The following is a 17,170-nucleotide window of genomic DNA, read 5'->3' as shown; positions in this document are numbered from 1 at the left end:
CGTTTCGATGACATTATGGTCATCTCAAATCTGCCAAATCCAATGAGAGCGGACCGGAAACGCAGCATCAGGGAGGAGCGCTTGCCAGCACTCCGTTTGAGCCACCATGCCGACAATGGCTGAAGTCGCGCGCCGCGCCGGCGTGTCGGTTTCGACCGTGTCCCATGTCATCAACCGCACCCGCTTTGTCTCTCCCGAGAAGGCGCAACTGATCAACGACGCGATCGCCGTGATGGGCTATCAACCCAACGAGTTGGCGCGCTCGCTGAAAGTATCCTCGACCAACAGCGTCGGCTTGGCGATCTCGGCAATTTCCAATCCCTATTTCACCGACATCATCTGCGCGGTGGAGGCTGAATGCGCGCGGCTCGGCCTCATGGTGTTCCTTTCTGACACGCAGGAGGATCCAGACCGTGAGCTGTCGGTGGTGCGCGCGTTTCACCAGCGGCGTGTCGATGGTGTCATTCTGGCGCCGTCGGGTGCACCGCAGCGGGCAATCGAATACCTGGCTGAGAAGAAACTGCCGTGCGTGCTCATCGACCGTTTCGCCGACGCGCGTTTCGACCAGATCGGTGTCGAGAATGACACGGCGATGCGGGCGCTCATCGACCACGTCGCCTCCTTCGGCCACAGGCGCATAGGCTACATCGCCGGTCAACCGGGCCTGGCAACGACGCGTGAGCGAATCGAGGCATTCCAGTCTTCACTGGCTGCCAATGGGCTGGAATGCCTGCCGCACTATGTCTCGCCCGACAATGTGGACACGGCGAGCGCCACGGCATCGACCCACGTCATTTTGTCCCTGCCGTCGCCGCCGACGGCATTGATCACCGGCAACAACATGACAACGATCGGCGCTGTGCGCGCCATCCGCGAAAGAGGCCTCTCGATACCAGGCGATCTCTCACTTGCCGGCTTCGACGATTTCGAATGGGCCGATTGCTTCGAGCCGCGACTGACGCTCGTCGCGCAGCCCTGCACCGAGATCGGACGACAAGCGGCTGCCTTGCTCTGCGCCCGTATCGCATCCAGCGATCTCGAGCCGCAAGCGGTGCGGCTGCAGGCGACGCTGCAAACCCGCCAGTCCTGCGCGAGGCCTGCATGAGCGCGCCGCTGCTTTCCGTCACCGGCGCGGTCAAGCGCTTCGGCGGCGTCCAGGCGCTGCGCGGTGTCGATTTCGACCTCAAATCCGGCGAGATCCACGCACTGCTTGGCGAGAACGGCGCCGGCAAGTCGACACTGATGAACCTTCTGTCGGGCGTCTACACGCCGGACGAGGGCGCCATCCATATCGACGGCAAGCCGGTTACCTTCAACAATCCCCGCGAGGCGCAAGCGGCCGGCATCGCCACCATCTTCCAGGAGCTCGACCTGGTGCCGACGCTCGACGTCGCCGCCAACCTGTTCCTTGGTCGCGAACTGATGCGGCCGGGCGGGTTCCTCGATGTGCCGGCGATGCGCAGCGAGGCACGCAAGCGGCTCGAGGCCATCGAATTGGCCATCGATCCGGCCAGCATGGTGGCGAACCTGTCGATCGGCCAGCGCCAGGTCGTGGCGATCGTCAAGGCGCTGTCCTACGCCTCGCGCGTGCTGATCATGGACGAACCCACGGCGGCGCTGACGGTCAGCGAGGTCGAGAGGCTGTTCGACATCATGCGCAAGCTCGCCGCCAGCGGAGTCGGCATCGTCTACATCTCGCATCGTCTCGAGGAGGTGCCGCAGATCGCTGACCGGGTGACGGTGATGCGCGACGGCAGCATTGCCGGCGTCACCGAGCCGCACGCGCCGCAGGCCGAGCTTGTTCGGCTCCTGGTCGGACGGCCGCTGGACGAACTTTATCCCGAACGCGCCACGAGGGCCGGCAAGACGCTGCTCAGCCTGCGCGACGCGAGCTTCAGGCTCACCCATGAAAGTGCCGGATGGCAGCCGCCGACCGGCGTCTCGCTCGAAGTCAAGGCGGGCGAGATCGTCGGGCTTGCCGGAATCATGGGCGCAGGGCGTACCGAGTTGCTCAGCGCACTCTATGGCACCGGCCTGTCGGGCCGCTGGGAAGGCGAGGTCGCCATCGATGGCCGGCCCGTAAACCTCAATTCCATCAAGGCCGCGCGCAATGCCGGTATCGCTTTCGTCACCGACGATCGGCGCGGCAGCGGCCTGATGCTCAGAATGGCCGTCGGCCTCAACCTGGTCATGTCGGTGATATCTAGCATCTCGCCATTCGGCCTGATGTCGCCGCGCCGCCAGGCGGATGCGGTGAAGCAGTCCTTCGGCCAGTTCGACATCCGGCCGAAGAATCCCGACATCGCCGTTGGCGCGCTGTCCGGAGGCAACCAGCAGAAGGTTGTGCTGGCCAAGGAAATCCTCGGCAATCCAAGGTTGCTGCTGCTCGACGAGCCGACACGCGGCGTCGATGTCGGCGCCAAGGGCGAAATCTACGCTCGGCTCAGGCAACTGGCGGCACAAGGGCTCGGCATCCTGGTTGCCTCCAGCGAGATGCCGGAGCTGATCGGTCTGTGCGACCGGATCGTGGTGCTGCGCCAGGGGCGCAACGTGGCGGAATTCATCGGCGGCGTCGACGAGCACACGGTGCTGGCCGCGGCAAATGGCAGGGAGGCCTGATGTCTGAAGGCAAGATTTCGACGGCAAGCGGGCCGGTGGCCGCGGCACCGGTGCATCGCGATCCTCTGGCGTTGATCGTGCGCTTCCAGAGCTTGATCGGCCTGGTGCTGGTGGCGATCGGTGGCATCATCTTCTCGCCGCGCCGTCACGGCGCAATCCTGTTCCTCGACCCCGACAACATCGCCAACATCGTGCGCGCGGTGTCGGAGACAGGCATCATCGCCATCGGCATGACCTTCGTGATCATCACCGCCGGCATCGACCTTTCGGTTGGCGCGGTGCTGGGGCTGTCCAGCGTCGTCACCGCGACGATGATGATCTCCGGCGGGTTCGGGCTTATCCCCACCATCCTCGCCGTGCTCATCATGGGCATCGTCTTCGGCACGATCCAGGGCGCCATCTCCAGCCGCTTCCGACTCGAGCCCTTCATCGTCACGCTCGCCGGCCTGCAGGCGGCGCGCGGCCTGGCGCTGGTCGTTTCGGGCAACCAGTACATCAACATTTCCTATGGTGACGGGCCAGGCCTGGCGCCGCCGGTGTTCGCGGTGCTGGGGGAGCGCCTGTTCCACAATACCGTGCCGGTCGCCACCATCGTCTTCATCGTCTTTGCCGCGATCGCAACGATCGTGCTCAACACCACGCGCTTCGGCCGCTATGTCTTTGCCGTCGGTGGCAATGAGCGCGCGGCGCGCATTTCAGGCGTGCCGGTCTCGATGGTCAAGATCTCGGTCTATGCCATCACCGGCTTTGCCGCTGCGCTTGCCGGCATCGTGCATGCCGGCCAGTTCAACTTCGGCAGCGCCAATGACGGCATGGGTTATGAACTCACGGCAATCGCCGCCGTGGTCATCGGCGGCACCAGCCTGTTCGGCGGCGCCGGCTCGATGGTCGGCACCGTCGCCGGCACCATCATGCTGGGCGCGCTCGCCAACATCCTTCAGCTCAACAACATCACGCCAGCCATGCAACTGCTGGCAACCGCCGCGATCATCGTTCTGGCGGCAGTGCTTCAATCCCTCGTTCGCCGCCGCGAGGGTTTGGGTCGTTAGGAGGAATGCGGCAAATGACGACTGAAACCAAGGTCGGGCCCCCGGCCCAACGAGGAGGAGAGTGAGTTATGAAAACCATGAACAGAGGATCGATGCGCGTGCTTCACGCCGTGCTTCTGGCAGGCGCTGGCCTGTGCATTGCGGGAACTGCCCAGGCTGCCGACCCGTTGGTCAAGGCCTGCTCCAAGGACGGCCAGTTCATCATCGGCTTTTCGCAGGCCAATAACGCCGAGCCCTATCGCCAGCATGTCAATGACGAACTGACCGCGGCGGCCAAGCAAGTGCCGGGCTTCACGCTGCAGATCGCCGACGGCGCCGGCAACGTAAACACGCAGACTTCGCAGGTCGATAACTTCATCACCCAGAAGGTGGATCTGCTCCTGATCTCGCCCTTCGAGGCGGCACCACTGACGCCGGCGGTCAAGCGCGCCATGGATGCCGGCATCCCGGTCATCGAGCTCGACCGCAAGACGGTCGGCGACCCCGGCAAGGACTACACCGCCTTCATCGGCGGCGACAATTACAAGATCGCGCTCGAGGCCGGCAAATACACCGCCAAGACCCTGCTGCCCGATGGCGGCGAGGCGGCGGTGTTGGAAGGCTTGCCGAGCTCGACGCCGGCGGTGGAGCGGCTGAACGGCTTCAAGGACGGCGTCAAGGAAAACGCCAAGATCCAGGTGGTGGCCGAGCAGGCCGCCGACTGGGTGCCGGACAAAGCCCAGACTGCCTTCTCCGCCATGCTTCAGGCGCACCCCGATATCAAGGTGCTCTATGCCTCCAACGACATGATGGCGGCCGGCGCGCTGCTCGCCGCCAAGGGCGCCGGCAAAGACGTCAAGATCATCGGTACTGATGGCTTGCCAGGCCCGGCAGGCGGCATCGAAGCCGTGGCCAAGGGTGACTGGGCCGCGACCTTCACCTATCCGACCGGCGCTAAGGAAGCGATCGAGATGTCGAAGAAGATACTGCTCGATTGCGCTTCGTCGGTGGATACGACGGTCACTGTCGACACCACGGCGATCACGCCTGAGAACGCCAAGCAGCTGTCGGGCAAATAGGCCGGCTGCCTTAGCCATCAAATTCAGGGCGGGGTTCACGCGAACTCCGCCCTGTCTGCGCTTCACAGCCGTCACGGCAACTCGAAAGGGGCGGGCTAGGGATTGACAGTGGCAGGGGCGGTCTTCTAATGTTCTGTTATTACATAACCAACGGAAGCAGTTGCATGGGTTTTCTCCGAGGAAGCCCCGGCTGGGTGCCGGGATGGTGACAGGTTTAGTCGAAAAGAATCGTTGCGATGCGCTTCGGGCAAAATTAGCATGGCCCGGTGATGGTCCCCACGCCGAAAGGCAAGGGGTGAAAAGGGAACACGGTGAGATCCCCATGGGATCAAGACCGTGGCTGCCCCCGCAACTGTAAGCGGTGAGCAAGATCCGAAGTGCCACTGGCCGGCAAGGCTGGGAAGGCAGGATTGCGCAAAGACCCGCGAGCCAGGAGACCTGCCATCACTGAGTTGACCGGACGGGGTGTGCCGGGAGGAGACGTGGACGTCGGTCTTGTCGGCCGGCTCGCCAACATCCTTCCGTCGCCAGTTTTGGAAAGTGACGGAAAATTGGACGGCGCCATCCATCATCGCATCATCGTGTGTACGCTTTGCCGCGACATCCCGACTGGTATCAGGTCGGGCGAAAGCCTGTGCGCCGATTTGTGCTCCCGGCTCTCGGCCCACCATGAACCCGCCGTGGCGCGTGGCTTCACGGTCGAAGGCGTCGAATGCATGGCGGGCTGCGCACGACCGCTGACGGTGGCTTTCCAGGCGCCTGGCAAGGCTGCCTATCTGTTCGGCTCCATCGATGCGCAGGCCGATGCCGGCGATCTCGTGCGATTTGCTGGGCTTTACGCTTCGCGCGCCGATGGCTGGTGCAACTCGGGACAGCGTCCGGCAGGATTGGCCGGCAAGACGTTGGCTCGCATCCCGGGCAATCTGGCGGGCAACAGCCGATGACCATGCCACTCCTCGAAGCGCGCGACCTGGGCGCGGTGGCGGATGGCCGGAATCTGGTCCATGCGGTCAGCCTTTCGGTGACATCAGGCGATCGCCTCGCCATCATCGGTCCCAATGGCGCCGGCAAGACCACGCTGCTGCGCATGCTGTCGGGCATGCTCAGGCCAAGTTCGGGCGAGGTGAAGCTTGGCGGGCGCCGGCTGGAAAGGATTTCGACCGCCGAGCGGGCCTTGCACATCGCCGTCGTCGGCCAGACCGACCAGCCGGATCCACGGCTGGCGGTGATCGACTATGTCGAACTTGGCCGCGTCCCGCATGCCGGGCTGAGGCGCAGGAGCGACGAACGCGACATTGTCGTGGATGCACTGCGCCGGACCGGCCTGCTGCCACTGCTTGGCCGCACCATTGGCTCGCTGTCGGGCGGGGAACGCCAACGCGCGCAGCTCGCGCGCGCTGTCGCACAGCAACCGAAAGTGCTGTTCCTCGACGAGCCAACCAACCATCTCGACCCGCGCGCCCGCGCGGAACTGCTCGAACTCGTGGCCGGCTTCGGCATGACGGTGATCGCGGTGCTGCACGATCTGGCGTTGGTGGCGCCGTTCGCCACCAGGGTCGCGGTGATGAACGAAGCGCGGCTGCATGCACTGGCCGCACCGCGCGAAGCGCTGACGCAAAAACTGATCCGCGAGATTTTCGGCGTCGACGTGTTTCGCCTGCGCCATCCCACCGAGGATCGCGAACTGACGGTGTTCGATGTTCCAAACCGCGCCGCGCCGCCGTCCTGACCGAACCCATCGTTCTTCTGACACTGTTCAACCAAGGAGCAAAATCCGTGAAACGTCTCGCACTGTCGCTCGTCTTCTCGCTGCTGGCCTCGACAGCCTTCGCCTTCCCCGTCACCGTCGACAGCTGCGGCAAACCGCTGACCTTCGATGCGCCGCCCAAGCGCGCCGTCATCCACGACCTCAACATGGCCGAGATGGCCTTCGCGCTGAAGCTGCAGCCATCGATCGTCGGCCTGACCGGCATCACCGGATGGTACAAGGTCGGTCCAGAATTCAAGGCTGAGCAAGGCTCCATACCGGAACTGGCGCCAAAATACCCGACGCTCGAAAACCTCGTCGCGGTCGAGCCCGATTTCTTCTTCGCCGGCTGGTACTATGGCATGAAGCCGGGTGGCGAGGTGACCCCGGACACACTTGCCCCACACGGCATCAAGACGCTGGTGTTGACGGAAAGCTGCGTCCATCTCGATAAGAACCGCCCCGCCGCTTCGATGGACCTGCTGTATGGCGACGTCGAAAAACTGGGCAAGATTTTTGGCAATGACGCCGAAGCCGAGAAGCTCGTCTCCGGCTGGAAGGCGCAGCTCGCCGATATCACGGCGAAAGTCGGCAGCGCCAAGGGAACGCGGGTGTTCCTCTACGACTCAGGCGAGGACAAGCCGTTCACCGCCGGAAAATTCGCCATTCCGAGTGCCATGATCACAGCGGCCGGCGGCGACAACATCATGGCCGACATGGACACCAGCTGGGGCAACACGGACTGGGAAACGGTGGCATCGCGCAATCCGCAATTCCTCATCCTGCTCGATTACCAGGACGGTGGCGGCTACAAGAAACTGCTCGATTTCCTCAAAGCCCATCCGGCGATGAAGGAGACGGACGCGGTCAAGAACGAGCGCTTCGTGGCTCTCCGTTATGCCGAATTGACGCCCGGGCCGGCGAACATCGAAGCGATCGCCAAGATCGCCAAGGCGATGCATCCGGAAGCGTTCTGATGCATCTTGCCCCTGGGCAGAGATCCGGTGCGCGTTCGGGGCACAAGGCATTCACGCTGGCCATGGCCGCGGGCGCGGTGGCGGTGGCCGCTCTCGCACTGCTGTCGATCGCCTATGGTTCGACGTTGACCCCACTGACGGATGTTGTTGCCTCGCTTGGCCATGCAGTTGGGCTGGGTGGGCACGACGTGTCCGGTCCGATCGGCAAGATCGTCGTCGACCTCAGGCTGCCGCGCACGATCCTGGCGATCTGTGTCGGCGCCGGTCTGGGTGTCGTCGGCGCACTGCTGCAGACGGTGACCCGCAACGATCTTGCCGATCCCTTCCTGTTCGGCCTGTCGTCGGGAGCCGCCGCGGGTGCTGTTTCCGTCATCACGGTGTTTGGTGACTCCTTTGGCATCTGGACCTTGCCGGTCGCGGCCTTCACCGGCGGCATACTGGCCGCCTGCGTCGTGCTTTTGCTCGTCGCGCGGGTGAGGGGGCAAGGCCCCGAACGGTTGATCCTCGCCGGCCTTGCCGTCTCATTCCTGTTCACCGCCTTGACCAACTATCTGGTGTTTGCCGGCGACCAGCGCGCCGCCCACTCCGTGCTGTTCTGGACGATGGGCGGCCTTGGCCTGGCGCGCTGGGACAATCTTTGGCTGGGCGTCCTGGGCGCGGGCACCATTCTGGCCTACGCCCTGTGGAACCACCGCCGGCTCGACGCTTTCCTGGCCGGTGAGAATGCCGCCGAAAGCCTTGGCGTGCCGGTGACTCGGATGCGCAGGACGACCTTTCTCGTCGCCGCCTTCTCGACGGCCATCCTGGTCTCGGTCGCCGGCGTGATTGGTTTCGTCGGGCTGATGATCCCACATCTGTCGCGTCCGCTGACAGGCCCCTTGCATCTGCGGCTGATCGCAAGCTGTGCGCTGTTCGGGGCGGTGCTCTTGCTGGCAAGCGATCTTCTGGCCCGAACCCTGCTGCCGCCGCAGGAACTGCCGATCGGCATCATCACCAGCTCGGTCGGCGCGTTCTTCGTCGTCACGATGATTGTGCGAAACCGCCTGTAAAAATCGGCCGGTTCTGCCTGCCCAACTGCCTTCCAAAGGTCGGTGAGCTTTCACCTATCGCTAACCACGATCGCGATGCACGTCCGTCACGCATATTTACCGGCTTCCGCGAATGTGACACCTTGATTAGTAAGCACGCTTATTATATATACCGCTCATGGTTTCAGATGGCATCGACAGATTGGGATTTTTGATCCACGACGTGCAACGGCTGCTGCGCAAGCGCTTCGAAACACGCGCCAGCGGGCTTGGCCTGTCCTCGGCGCAATGGCGCCTGATGGTGCGTGTCGCCAAGGAAGAAGGCATCAGCCAGGCAAGGCTCGCCGAACTGCTTGAAATCGAACCGATCAGCGTCTCGCGCCTCGTCGACCGGATGGAGGAGGGCGGCTGGATCGAGCGCCGTTCCGACGCCGCCGACCGCCGTGTGCGCATGATCTTTCCGACCGCCAAGGCGAGCGCCGCCTATGCCGAGGTCAAGAGTCTCGCCGGCGAGGTCTACGAGGAATCGCTTGTTGGCGTTTCGCCGCAGGACCGTCGCGTCCTGATCGCCGCGCTTGATGCGATGGCACAGAATCTCGCCGACGGCGATACCTCGTCCTCGGAAAAAGTCGAGCCTGCGAAAGGCGCAGCAGCATGAACGCGGTGGCCAAGGTCAACAAAAACGCCCCCAAGGTGGAGATGGAAGCGCCGGGCCAGCCGGTTGCCGCTCCCGTTGCGGTCGCGCCTCCGGTGCAAGAGCCGGCTCCGGCACCAAAGAAAAAGCGCCGCATTGGCCGCATGCTTTTGATGTTTGTGCTTCCGGCTGCGCTGGTCATCGGCGGCGGCTACGTCTGGGTCACCGGCGGCCGCTACCAAGAGACAGAGAACGCCAATTTGCAGCAGGCCAAAGTGTCTATTGCCTCGGACACGGCCGGCCGCATCGTTCAGGTCGACATATTCGACAACCAGTTGGTCAAGCAGGGCGACGTGCTTTTTGCCATCGACCCTGAACCCTACCGGATCGCATTGGCACAGGCCGACGCGGCAGTTGCGGTCGCACGTGTTGGTATCGAGCAGTTGCGCGCCGCCTACAGCCAGTCGATGGCGCAACAGAAATCCGACGCCAGCGAGGTCGATTTCGCCCAGTCGCAATACGACCGCGCTGCTGATCTGGCCCAGAAGGGCATCAATGCCAAGTCGTCGCTGGATCAGGCCAAGAACGATCTCGACAAGGCCAAGCAGCAGCTGGCCGTTGCCGAACAAGGCATCATCAGCGCCAAGGCGGCACTTGCCGGCAATCCCGACATCGAGACCGACAAGCACCCGACCGTGATGGCTGCACTGGCCGCCCGCGACAAGGCTGCCTACGATCTGGCGCAGACCACGGTCAAGGCGCCGGCCGATGGTGTCATCAGCCAGGCCTCGTCATTCAAGGTCGGCCAATATGTCGGCTCGGGTACGCCACTGTTTGCCCTGGTCGAGACCGGCGACACCTGGATCGACGCTAATTTCAAGGAAACCCAGCTGACCCACATGAAGCCAGGCCAGAAGGCCGAGATCGTGGTCGACACCTATCCCGGCCGCACCTTCGAGGCGACGGTCAAGGCGATCGGCGCCGGCACTGGTGCGGAGTTTTCGCTGCTCCCGGCGCAGAACGCCACCGGCAACTGGGTCAAGGTCACGCAGCGCATCCCGGTGCGCCTGGAACTGACGGATGCCGACGCCAGGATGGCATTGCGCACCGGCATGAGCGCCTCCGTCACCGTCGATACGGGTGTGGCGCGTGGCTGGCCGTCTATCTTTGGTCACGCCAACGCCGGCGAGGCCGCGCAGTAAATCAGCAAAACCCGCGAGGACCATGCGGGTGGTAGCGAGGTGCAGAATTGGTCTGATGGAGGAGTGAGAGGGAGCAGCGTTTGGACAAGCCGCCTCGCGGCCTGGCCGAAATCTGAAATCTTCGACACGGACCCGTCAGTCCTCATGTTTCCGGGCGGCAGGCATCCGCTCATCAGAGACTTTCGGTCGATGTAACCCCCACATTGACATTCGCGTCCCACCGCGATGACGGTCTCTCAACGGAAGGCTTTGCCGCCCGGAAACCCTATGTACACGTTTTTGTTACCTGCTGGAAGTTCCGCATCATGAGCACGCCAGAACCATTTCGAGAAGTGCCGCACCGCGGCCTGATCACGGTCGCGCTCATGCTGGCGACGGTCATGCAGGCGCTTGACACCACCATCGCCAACGTCGCGCTGCCGACCATGGCAGGCGATCTCGGCGCCTCTCCGGACAACATCAACTGGGTCCTGACCTCCTACATCGTGGCCGCCGCCATCATGACGCCGGTCACCGGCTGGCTCGCCGACCGTTTTGGCCGCAAGGAATTGTTCCTGACCGCAGTGGTCGGCTTCACCATCTTCTCCATGCTGTGCGGCCTGGCATGGAGCCTTGAAACCATTGTGCTGTTCCGGCTGATGCAAGGCGTTTTCGGCGCTGCCATCGTGCCGCTGTCGCAGACCTTCCTGCTCGACATCAACCCCAAGGAGCGTCACGGCCAGGCCATGGCTATCTGGGGCGCCGGCATCATGCTGGGGCCGATCCTGGGGCCGACGCTGGGCGGCTGGCTGACTGACAATTTCAACTGGCGCTGGGTGTTCTTCATCAACCTGCCGGTCGGCATCGTCGCCTTCCTTGGCATGGCCGCCTATCTGCCGGCCGTTGCCCGGCGGGTGCGCAGCTTCGACTTCTTCGGCTTTGCCATGATATCGCTCGGCGTCGGCGCGTTGCAGCTGATGCTGGACCGCGGTGGCGAGGTCGACTGGTTTTCCTCTGTCGAGATCTGGATCGAACTCGGCCTGGCCATCACCGGCTTCTGGGTGTTCGTCATTCACACAGTGACTTCAGAACATCCCTTTATCGACCCCAAGATATTCCTCGACCGCAACTTCGTGACCGGCCTGGCGTTCATCTTCGTCATGGGTGTGCTGATCCTGGCCTCGATGTCGCTGCTGCCGCCGATGCTGTCGACCATTTTCGGCTATCCGACCGTCACCATCGGCATCGTCATAGGTCCGCGCGGTATCGGCACGATGATTTCGATGCTCGTCGTCGGGCGGCTCATGAACAAGATCGACGCCAGAATTCTCGTCGTCATCGGCTTTCTCCTGACCGCGCAGTCGCTCTACACCATGGCGAGCTTCACCCCACAGATGGATAATTGGCTGATCCTCAGCTCCGGTGTCATCCAGGGTCTGGGCATGGGAATGGTCTTCGTGCCGCTGTCGACGGTTGCCTTCGCCACGCTCGACGCACGCTACCGCACCGATGCAACCTCGTTGTTCAGCCTGGTGCGAAATCTTGGCTCGTCGATCGGCGTATCGGTCGTGACGGTGCTCCTGGTGCGCAACACGCAGATCAACCACGCCGAGCTTTCGGCCTTCATCAACCCGTTCAATCCCAATCTCTGGGCCGTCTCTCCGGCGGCCGCGGGCGGCGATCCGATGGCGCTGTCGGAGGTCGATCGCATGGTCAACCTCCAGGCGATGATGATCTCCTACGTCAATGACTTTAAAATCCTGATGATGATGACGCTGGCTGCCATCCCGTTCGTCTTCCTGCTGCGCAAGCCAAAGGCCGCGCCGGCCGGCGGCGCGCCTGCCGTGCACATGGATTGAGACGGGCGCTGTTGAGCTCGAGTCTCCGTGACGAGACGAGAAAATTCAAGGTGACGACCAGACGGACCGGGAAGCTCTACTTGCCGAGAACCAGCGACCAGTAGCGCAGATTGGGGTCACGTCCGTCGCGGACATAGGCGAGCCCGAAGCGGCTGAAATCCGGATCGAGCATGTTGCGCCGATGGCCGGGCGAATGCGCCCAGATGTCGAACAGTTTTTGCTGGTCGAAGCGGCCCTCGGCAATGTTTTCGGCTGCCGCGCCTCGCACGCCATTGTCCTTCATGCGCGAGGCAAAATCCTTGCCCCAGCCGGTGGTGTGGCTCATGCGCTCGCGCGAGGCCATGTAGCCGGCCTGCTGCAGTGCGGCCTGTTCGAGTTGTGCGTCCGGAACCAGCGGGCCGAGCCCGGCTGTGGCGCGCAAGCTGGCCAGTGTGGCGGTGGCGGAGGAAGAGACGCCTGCGCCTTGGCCTGTGGGGACAGAGACGGTGCTGCAGGCGGCAAGCCCGATCAAGGCGGCGAGGCCGGCCGCCTTGATCCATGTGCGCCTGTTCAGGTCTGCTTGACGGATTTCGATTTTTTCAGCTGTCATGCCTGCCTGACATAGTCGCGATCATGGCTTTTGCCGGGCAGGGCGGTGAAAATCGCGTTTAACAGGCCACGAGCCGATACGAAGGAAATTCAAAAGTGCTGCACCACATCTCCTTCGGCGTTTCGAACATCGAACGCGCGGCTGCCTTCTACGATGCCGTGCTGGCGCCGCTCGGCTATATCAGAGTCTGGGACGATCTCAGACCCGGCGAGCCCGATCAGGCGGTGGGCTACGGGCTTGCCGGTGGCGGTGACAAGCTGGCGCTGAAACTTCGCCCGCAAGGGCAGCGTCCGCCTGGTCCGGGTTTTCATCTGGCCTTTGCCGCCCCGGACCGTCGCAGCATCGCGCAATTTCACGCCGCAGCGCTTGCTCATGGCGGCCGTGACAACGGCGCGCCCGGCCTGCGGCCCGACTATGGTGTGCACTATTATGCCGCCTTCGTCGTCGACCCGGACGGTCACCATATCGAGGCCGTCTTCAACGCACCGGGGTAGCTTCCTCAACGCCAGCTCTTGCCAGCATGACGATGACAATCCCGTGAGGGCGTGTCCAGGCCCATCGATTTGGCGACAACCCCTGGCAAATCGGCTATGCTGCCACATCTACTAGTGGCAGGTGCGGGCGGCCATCTCGGCGGAGACCGCCCCCGACACACGGGAGGATGGCTATGGCTGGCTTTCATGTCATGGCGGACGCGTATGGGATGCATGTGCAGCCCACGGTGCGCCGCATCACCACGGCGGATCTCTGGGACGCGCTCAAGCTCGGCGCCGAGGATTTCTGGGCCAAGCCCTCGCACTATGTGTTCCTTTGCCTGATCTACCCGATCGTCGGCCTGATCCTGACGCAGTGGACCTCGGGCTCCAATGCCATCCAGCTTGTCTATCCCTTGATGTCGGGCTTTGCCCTGCTCGGGCCTTTTGCCGCGATCGGGCTCTACGAGATCAGCCGCCGGCGCGAACTCGGCATGAATACGGATTGGCGCCACGCACTGGATGTGCGCCGTTCTCCGGCGTTGCCGTCGATCGCGGTCATCGGCATCATGCTGTTTGTGCTGTTCCTGTTGTGGCTGTTCACCGCGCAATCCATCTACAGCAGCCTGTTTGGCGATCAGCCGCCGGCTTCGATCGGCGCCTTTGTCCGCGACGTGCTGACGACCGGCAAGGGCTGGACATTGATCCTGCTTGGCAATGCGGCCGGTTTTGTCTTTGCCGTGGTGGTGCTTGCCACAACGGTGGTCGCCTTTCCGCTGATGCTCGACCGTGATGTCGGTGCCGTCTCGGCAATCGAGACCTCGGCCCGAGCGGTGATGGCAAACCCGCTGCAGATGGCGCTGTGGGGGCTGCTGGTCGCCGTGCTGCTGGTGATCGGCTCGGTCCCGCTGTTTGCCGGGCTGGCCGTGGTCATGCCGATCCTGGGCCACGCCACATGGCACCTCTACCGCAAGGTGATCGAGCCGGCGCAGATCCGGCCGGTCCGCCGGCCGATGTAGGTAAGCCCATCGTTCCGGCAACTTAGCAGGCGGGCAGAAATGTTAAGCAGCTAGCAGCAGATCGCAGCTTGACGCTTTCGCTGTCAGCGCTGCGCGTCGGTCGCCATCTTCAGCGCCAGCGCCGTCAGCACGCCTCCCATCATCCAGCGCTGGATGACCAGCCACAATGGCCGTCCGGCAAGGAAGGTGGCGATCGAGCCGGCGGTCACCGCTATGATGGCATTGACGGTCAGGCTGATGGTGATCTGCGTCGCGCCCAGAACCAGCAGCTGCGACAGGACGTGGCCTTTGCCGATGCTGATGAATTGCGGCAGCAGCGACAGATAGAGAACCGCCACCTTGGGGTTGAGCAGATTGGTCATCAGTCCCATGGCGAACAGCTTGCGCGGCCCGTCTTTCGGCAGGTCGCGCACCTGGAACGGCGAACGTCCGCCCGGCTTCACGGCCTGCCAGGCCAGCCACAAAAGATAGAGCACGCCGGCAAAGCGCAGCGCATCGTAGGCATAGGGCACGGCCAGCAGCAGCGCGGTGATGCCGAACGCCGCCGATACCACGTAGAACAGGAAGCCGACCGCGACCCCGCCAAGCGAGATCAGTCCGGCCTTCGGCCCTTGCGACAGCGAACGCGAGATCAGGTATATCATGTTCGGGCCCGGCGTCAGCACCATGCCGAGGCAGACCAGCGCGAAGGCGAGATGGTTGGCGGTATCGGGCATTGTTCGTCCCCTAGCAATTCCAGGAAAAGTGTGAACGGTTTTCCGTTCGGAATTGCGTCAAAACAAAAGAGTTAGAGCAGTTCGCCGTTTCCATGAAACGGTGAAAACGCTCTACGCGTGCCGCGATGGATGCGCGATCCCGCGGGCCGCCAATATGTGCCTGTCACGGCAGGCGCCCGCAAGGGCTTGGCGGCGCCAGGCGTTGCGCCAGAAAAATCCGTCCCGGCTGGGTTAACCGACCACGCGCAGGTTCGACAGTTCGTTGCCGATTTCCTTGAAATCGTTAGACAGGCTGGCACCGGTTGCATTCCAGAACAATTTGGCCGGCTTGCTCGGATCCGTCGGATCCTTGCGGAAGCGCGAGTCCGACGAGCAGGATTTCAGAGCATTGATGGCCAGCTTGTCGCTGGCCTTGGTCGTCGACAGGTCCAGCGCCACCGTCATCACCAGGACGTTGGCCGCCTTGGCGTTGTTGCAAAGCGTCGCCATCTGTTCGTTGAGCGCATTGGTATAATTGCCGTTCGAATAGTCGAACTGACCGATGGCGCTCGATGTGCCCATGAACATGCGGCCGACCGAAGTGCCGTTATAGCCGGGGTTGAGGTAGCCGTAGGACGCATAGGTCGATTTCGAGTTGGCGGGATCTGAATAGCCTAGCGAGGACGGCGTATAGTAGGTGTTGGCGCCGTCGGTCAGCACGATCACCACCTTGTCGTTGCCTTTTTCCGTTTCGGGGCGCCCCTGCGTGAACGGTTCACCGCTTGAAACCACCCGCCAGCCCCACGCCAGGCCCTCGGGGACATTGGTGCCGCCATTCGGCTGCATCAGATCGATCGCGGCCTTGATTGCGGTTTGCCCATCGGCGACGCTGACGTCGGTCAGCGGCGTGATTGCACCGGTGGTGCAGCTGTAGTTCGGGCCATTGCCGGTGGGCAGCGCCGGCGCATCGATCGGCCGCGGCTGGAAATATTTGGCCATGTTGCGCAGCCGGGATTGGCCGGTGCTGCTCGAAGGATCGTCGTTCCACCAGCTGTTCACCGCGCCATAGGTCACCGGTGCGGCCTCGTCGGGGTCCTGGGTCAGCTTCCAATGGTTGCCGGGTTCGTCGGGGGCGAACATCGACACGAACATCGTCGCCGGATCGCCGACGCCTATGCCGGTGTTGGCCGAGCCACCGGACGGCGTGGCATCGTTGACATTGTAGGGATAGGGCCGGGACTCGACACAACCTTGCCAACTGGCGAATGGACCATAGGAATCGATGTAGTCATACTCGTCGTGGCTGCGTTTGCAGGTGTTGTTCGAGTTGTATGCGTCGCAAACCACCCGCTTGCTGTTGACGACACGCTCGTGGTTGGTGACGACCTGCATGTCGCGATAGAGCGAAAAGCGGGTCAGCATCTGGCCTTCCTCTGCGCCCCAGCCGGTGCCGCGCTTGTACCAGATGCCGTTGGTCTGCTGGGCGTATTTGGTGGGCGCGTTCAATGTCGACCAGTCGAAATTCTCGTTCGACACCGGCGACAGGCCCTCGGTGTCCATCCAGGATGCATTGCCATTGGCGGCGCCGACATTGACCGAGGCGGCAAATGGCACCAGGCCGAATTGCACTGGCTTGTCGACCTGCTTGATCATCGCCGCCTGCTGGGCAAGTGTGTCGACCAGCTGTTTGGCCGCGGTCTTGAGAAGATCGATGCGCATTTGTCCAGAGCCTGTGCCGAGCGTGGTCATCGATCCTGAATTGTCGAGCGCCAGGGCAACTTCGAGCGTGTTCTTCAGCCGCACCTGGGATGTGATGTTGAAGCTGATCCTCTGGTTCGCATCGGTTGCGGATTTGCCGACAAGCTGGGCGAGGGCAGGATAGAAATAGGGCTTGTAGTTGAGCTGCGCGGTCATCGTCATCAGGCCGCCGCCGGTGGCGGTGCTGGGCAAGGTGACGTTGAGCGTCGCGCTGGCCGGATCGACATCGTTCAAATTGGCATTGAAGAAATCGAGCGCATAGGCTCTCAGCTGGTCGTCGGTAGCACCTTCCGTCAGCCGCCGCGCCGTGGCGAAGTTGGCGGCGTCGAGCGCGTTCGTCACCATCTGTTTTTCGCGATTCATTTCGGTGAAATCGACAGCGACCGCCAGGCCGCCCATCAGCGGCACCATCGCCACAACAGTCATAAGAGCATAGTTGCCACGCTTGTCGCGGCGGAACTGACGCCAGATTTCACGCATGTCT

16 protein-coding genes and 1 riboswitch are annotated in these 17,170 nt (G+C 63.0%); of the genes, 13 read left to right on the top strand and 3 right to left on the bottom strand.

The features are described 5' to 3' along the window. The first annotated feature begins 106 nt into the window (after positions 1–106). The 11 genes from ACZYHG_RS27190 (at position 107) to ACZYHG_RS27140 (ending at position 12,152) form a co-directional block, all read left to right on the top strand. Entirely contained in the window at positions 107–1,105 is a 999-nt protein-coding gene (locus tag ACZYHG_RS27190) for a LacI family DNA-binding transcriptional regulator (RefSeq protein WP_464611190.1), read from the top strand. Then, on the top strand, positions 1,102–2,619 hold the full coding sequence (locus ACZYHG_RS27185) for a sugar ABC transporter ATP-binding protein (protein ID WP_464611189.1): 1,518 nt from the start codon (positions 1,102–1,104) through the stop codon (positions 2,617–2,619). The genes ACZYHG_RS27190 and ACZYHG_RS27185 overlap by 4 nt, the downstream gene beginning before the upstream one ends. Beyond that, positions 2,619–3,668 carry an ABC transporter permease gene (locus ACZYHG_RS27180; protein ID WP_464611188.1) on the top strand — a complete coding sequence of 350 codons (1,050 nt, stop codon included), beginning with the start codon at positions 2,619–2,621 and terminating at the stop codon, positions 3,666–3,668. Before ACZYHG_RS27185 ends, ACZYHG_RS27180 begins: the two co-directional genes overlap by 1 nt. A gap of 68 nt (positions 3,669–3,736) precedes the next feature. Further along, a complete protein-coding gene (locus tag ACZYHG_RS27175) occupies positions 3,737–4,726 on the top strand; it encodes a substrate-binding domain-containing protein (RefSeq protein WP_464611187.1) in 990 nt (329 codons plus the stop codon). A gap of 253 nt (positions 4,727–4,979) precedes the next feature. After that, positions 4,980–5,186, top strand: a riboswitch (cobalamin riboswitch). A gap of 22 nt (positions 5,187–5,208) precedes the next feature. Then, a complete protein-coding gene (locus ACZYHG_RS27170) occupies positions 5,209–5,670 on the top strand; it encodes a DUF1636 family protein (protein ID WP_464611186.1) in 462 nt (153 codons plus the stop codon). Further along, positions 5,667–6,455: an ABC transporter ATP-binding protein gene (locus ACZYHG_RS27165; RefSeq protein WP_464611185.1), complete on the top strand. Its 789-nt coding sequence runs from the start codon at positions 5,667–5,669 to the stop codon at positions 6,453–6,455. Before ACZYHG_RS27170 ends, ACZYHG_RS27165 begins: the two co-directional genes overlap by 4 nt. 47 nt (positions 6,456–6,502) lie before the next feature. Then, positions 6,503–7,450 carry an ABC transporter substrate-binding protein gene (locus ACZYHG_RS27160; protein WP_464611184.1) on the top strand — a complete coding sequence of 316 codons (948 nt, stop codon included), beginning with the start codon at positions 6,503–6,505 and terminating at the stop codon, positions 7,448–7,450. After that, positions 7,450–8,499 carry a FecCD family ABC transporter permease gene (locus tag ACZYHG_RS27155; protein ID WP_464611183.1) on the top strand — a complete coding sequence of 350 codons (1,050 nt, stop codon included), beginning with the start codon at positions 7,450–7,452 and terminating at the stop codon, positions 8,497–8,499. The genes ACZYHG_RS27160 and ACZYHG_RS27155 overlap by 1 nt, the downstream gene beginning before the upstream one ends. 157 nt (positions 8,500–8,656) lie before the next feature. After that, positions 8,657–9,136: a MarR family winged helix-turn-helix transcriptional regulator gene (locus tag ACZYHG_RS27150; RefSeq protein ID WP_464611182.1), complete on the top strand. Its 480-nt coding sequence runs from the start codon at positions 8,657–8,659 to the stop codon at positions 9,134–9,136. Beyond that, positions 9,133–10,314, top strand: a complete 1,182-nt coding sequence (locus tag ACZYHG_RS27145) for an HlyD family secretion protein (RefSeq protein ID WP_464611181.1) — start codon at positions 9,133–9,135, stop codon at positions 10,312–10,314. The genes ACZYHG_RS27150 and ACZYHG_RS27145 overlap by 4 nt, the downstream gene beginning before the upstream one ends. Positions 10,315–10,619: 305 nt before the next feature. After that, complete coding sequence (locus ACZYHG_RS27140) at positions 10,620–12,152, top strand: DHA2 family efflux MFS transporter permease subunit (protein ID WP_464611180.1); 1,533 nt, start codon at positions 10,620–10,622, stop codon at positions 12,150–12,152. Positions 12,153–12,228: 76 nt separating this feature from the next. Here ACZYHG_RS27140 and ACZYHG_RS27135 read toward each other — a convergent pair whose 3' ends face one another. Then, positions 12,229–12,741, bottom strand: coding sequence for a CAP domain-containing protein (locus tag ACZYHG_RS27135; protein ID WP_464611179.1), 513 nt, complete (start codon positions 12,739–12,741; stop codon positions 12,229–12,231). 95 nt (positions 12,742–12,836) lie between these two features. On the opposite strand from ACZYHG_RS27135, the gene ACZYHG_RS27130 reads away from it, so the two are divergent. Both ACZYHG_RS27130 and ACZYHG_RS27125 read left to right on the top strand, forming a co-directional pair. Beyond that, positions 12,837–13,235: a VOC family protein gene (locus ACZYHG_RS27130; RefSeq protein WP_464611178.1), complete on the top strand. Its 399-nt coding sequence runs from the start codon at positions 12,837–12,839 to the stop codon at positions 13,233–13,235. A 173-nt stretch (positions 13,236–13,408) separates the two neighbouring features. Beyond that, a complete protein-coding gene (locus ACZYHG_RS27125; RefSeq protein WP_464611177.1) occupies positions 13,409–14,233 on the top strand; it encodes a DUF2189 domain-containing protein in 825 nt (274 codons plus the stop codon). An 83-nt stretch (positions 14,234–14,316) separates the two neighbouring features. On the opposite strand, the gene ACZYHG_RS27120 is transcribed toward ACZYHG_RS27125, so the two are convergent. Both ACZYHG_RS27120 and ACZYHG_RS27115 read right to left on the bottom strand, forming a co-directional pair. Beyond that, positions 14,317–14,949, bottom strand: coding sequence for a LysE family translocator (locus tag ACZYHG_RS27120; protein WP_464611176.1), 633 nt, complete (start codon positions 14,947–14,949; stop codon positions 14,317–14,319). 231 nt (positions 14,950–15,180) lie between these two features. After that, complete coding sequence (locus ACZYHG_RS27115; protein WP_464611175.1) at positions 15,181–17,166, bottom strand: TadE/TadG family type IV pilus assembly protein; 1,986 nt, start codon at positions 17,164–17,166, stop codon at positions 15,181–15,183. Between the last annotated feature and the right edge of the window lie 4 nt (positions 17,167–17,170).

The sequence above is a fragment of the Mesorhizobium subarcticum genome (assembly GCF_055456085.1).
The sequence above is the reverse complement of the archived record's forward strand: the minus strand, read 5'-3'. Positions and strand labels throughout refer to the sequence as shown.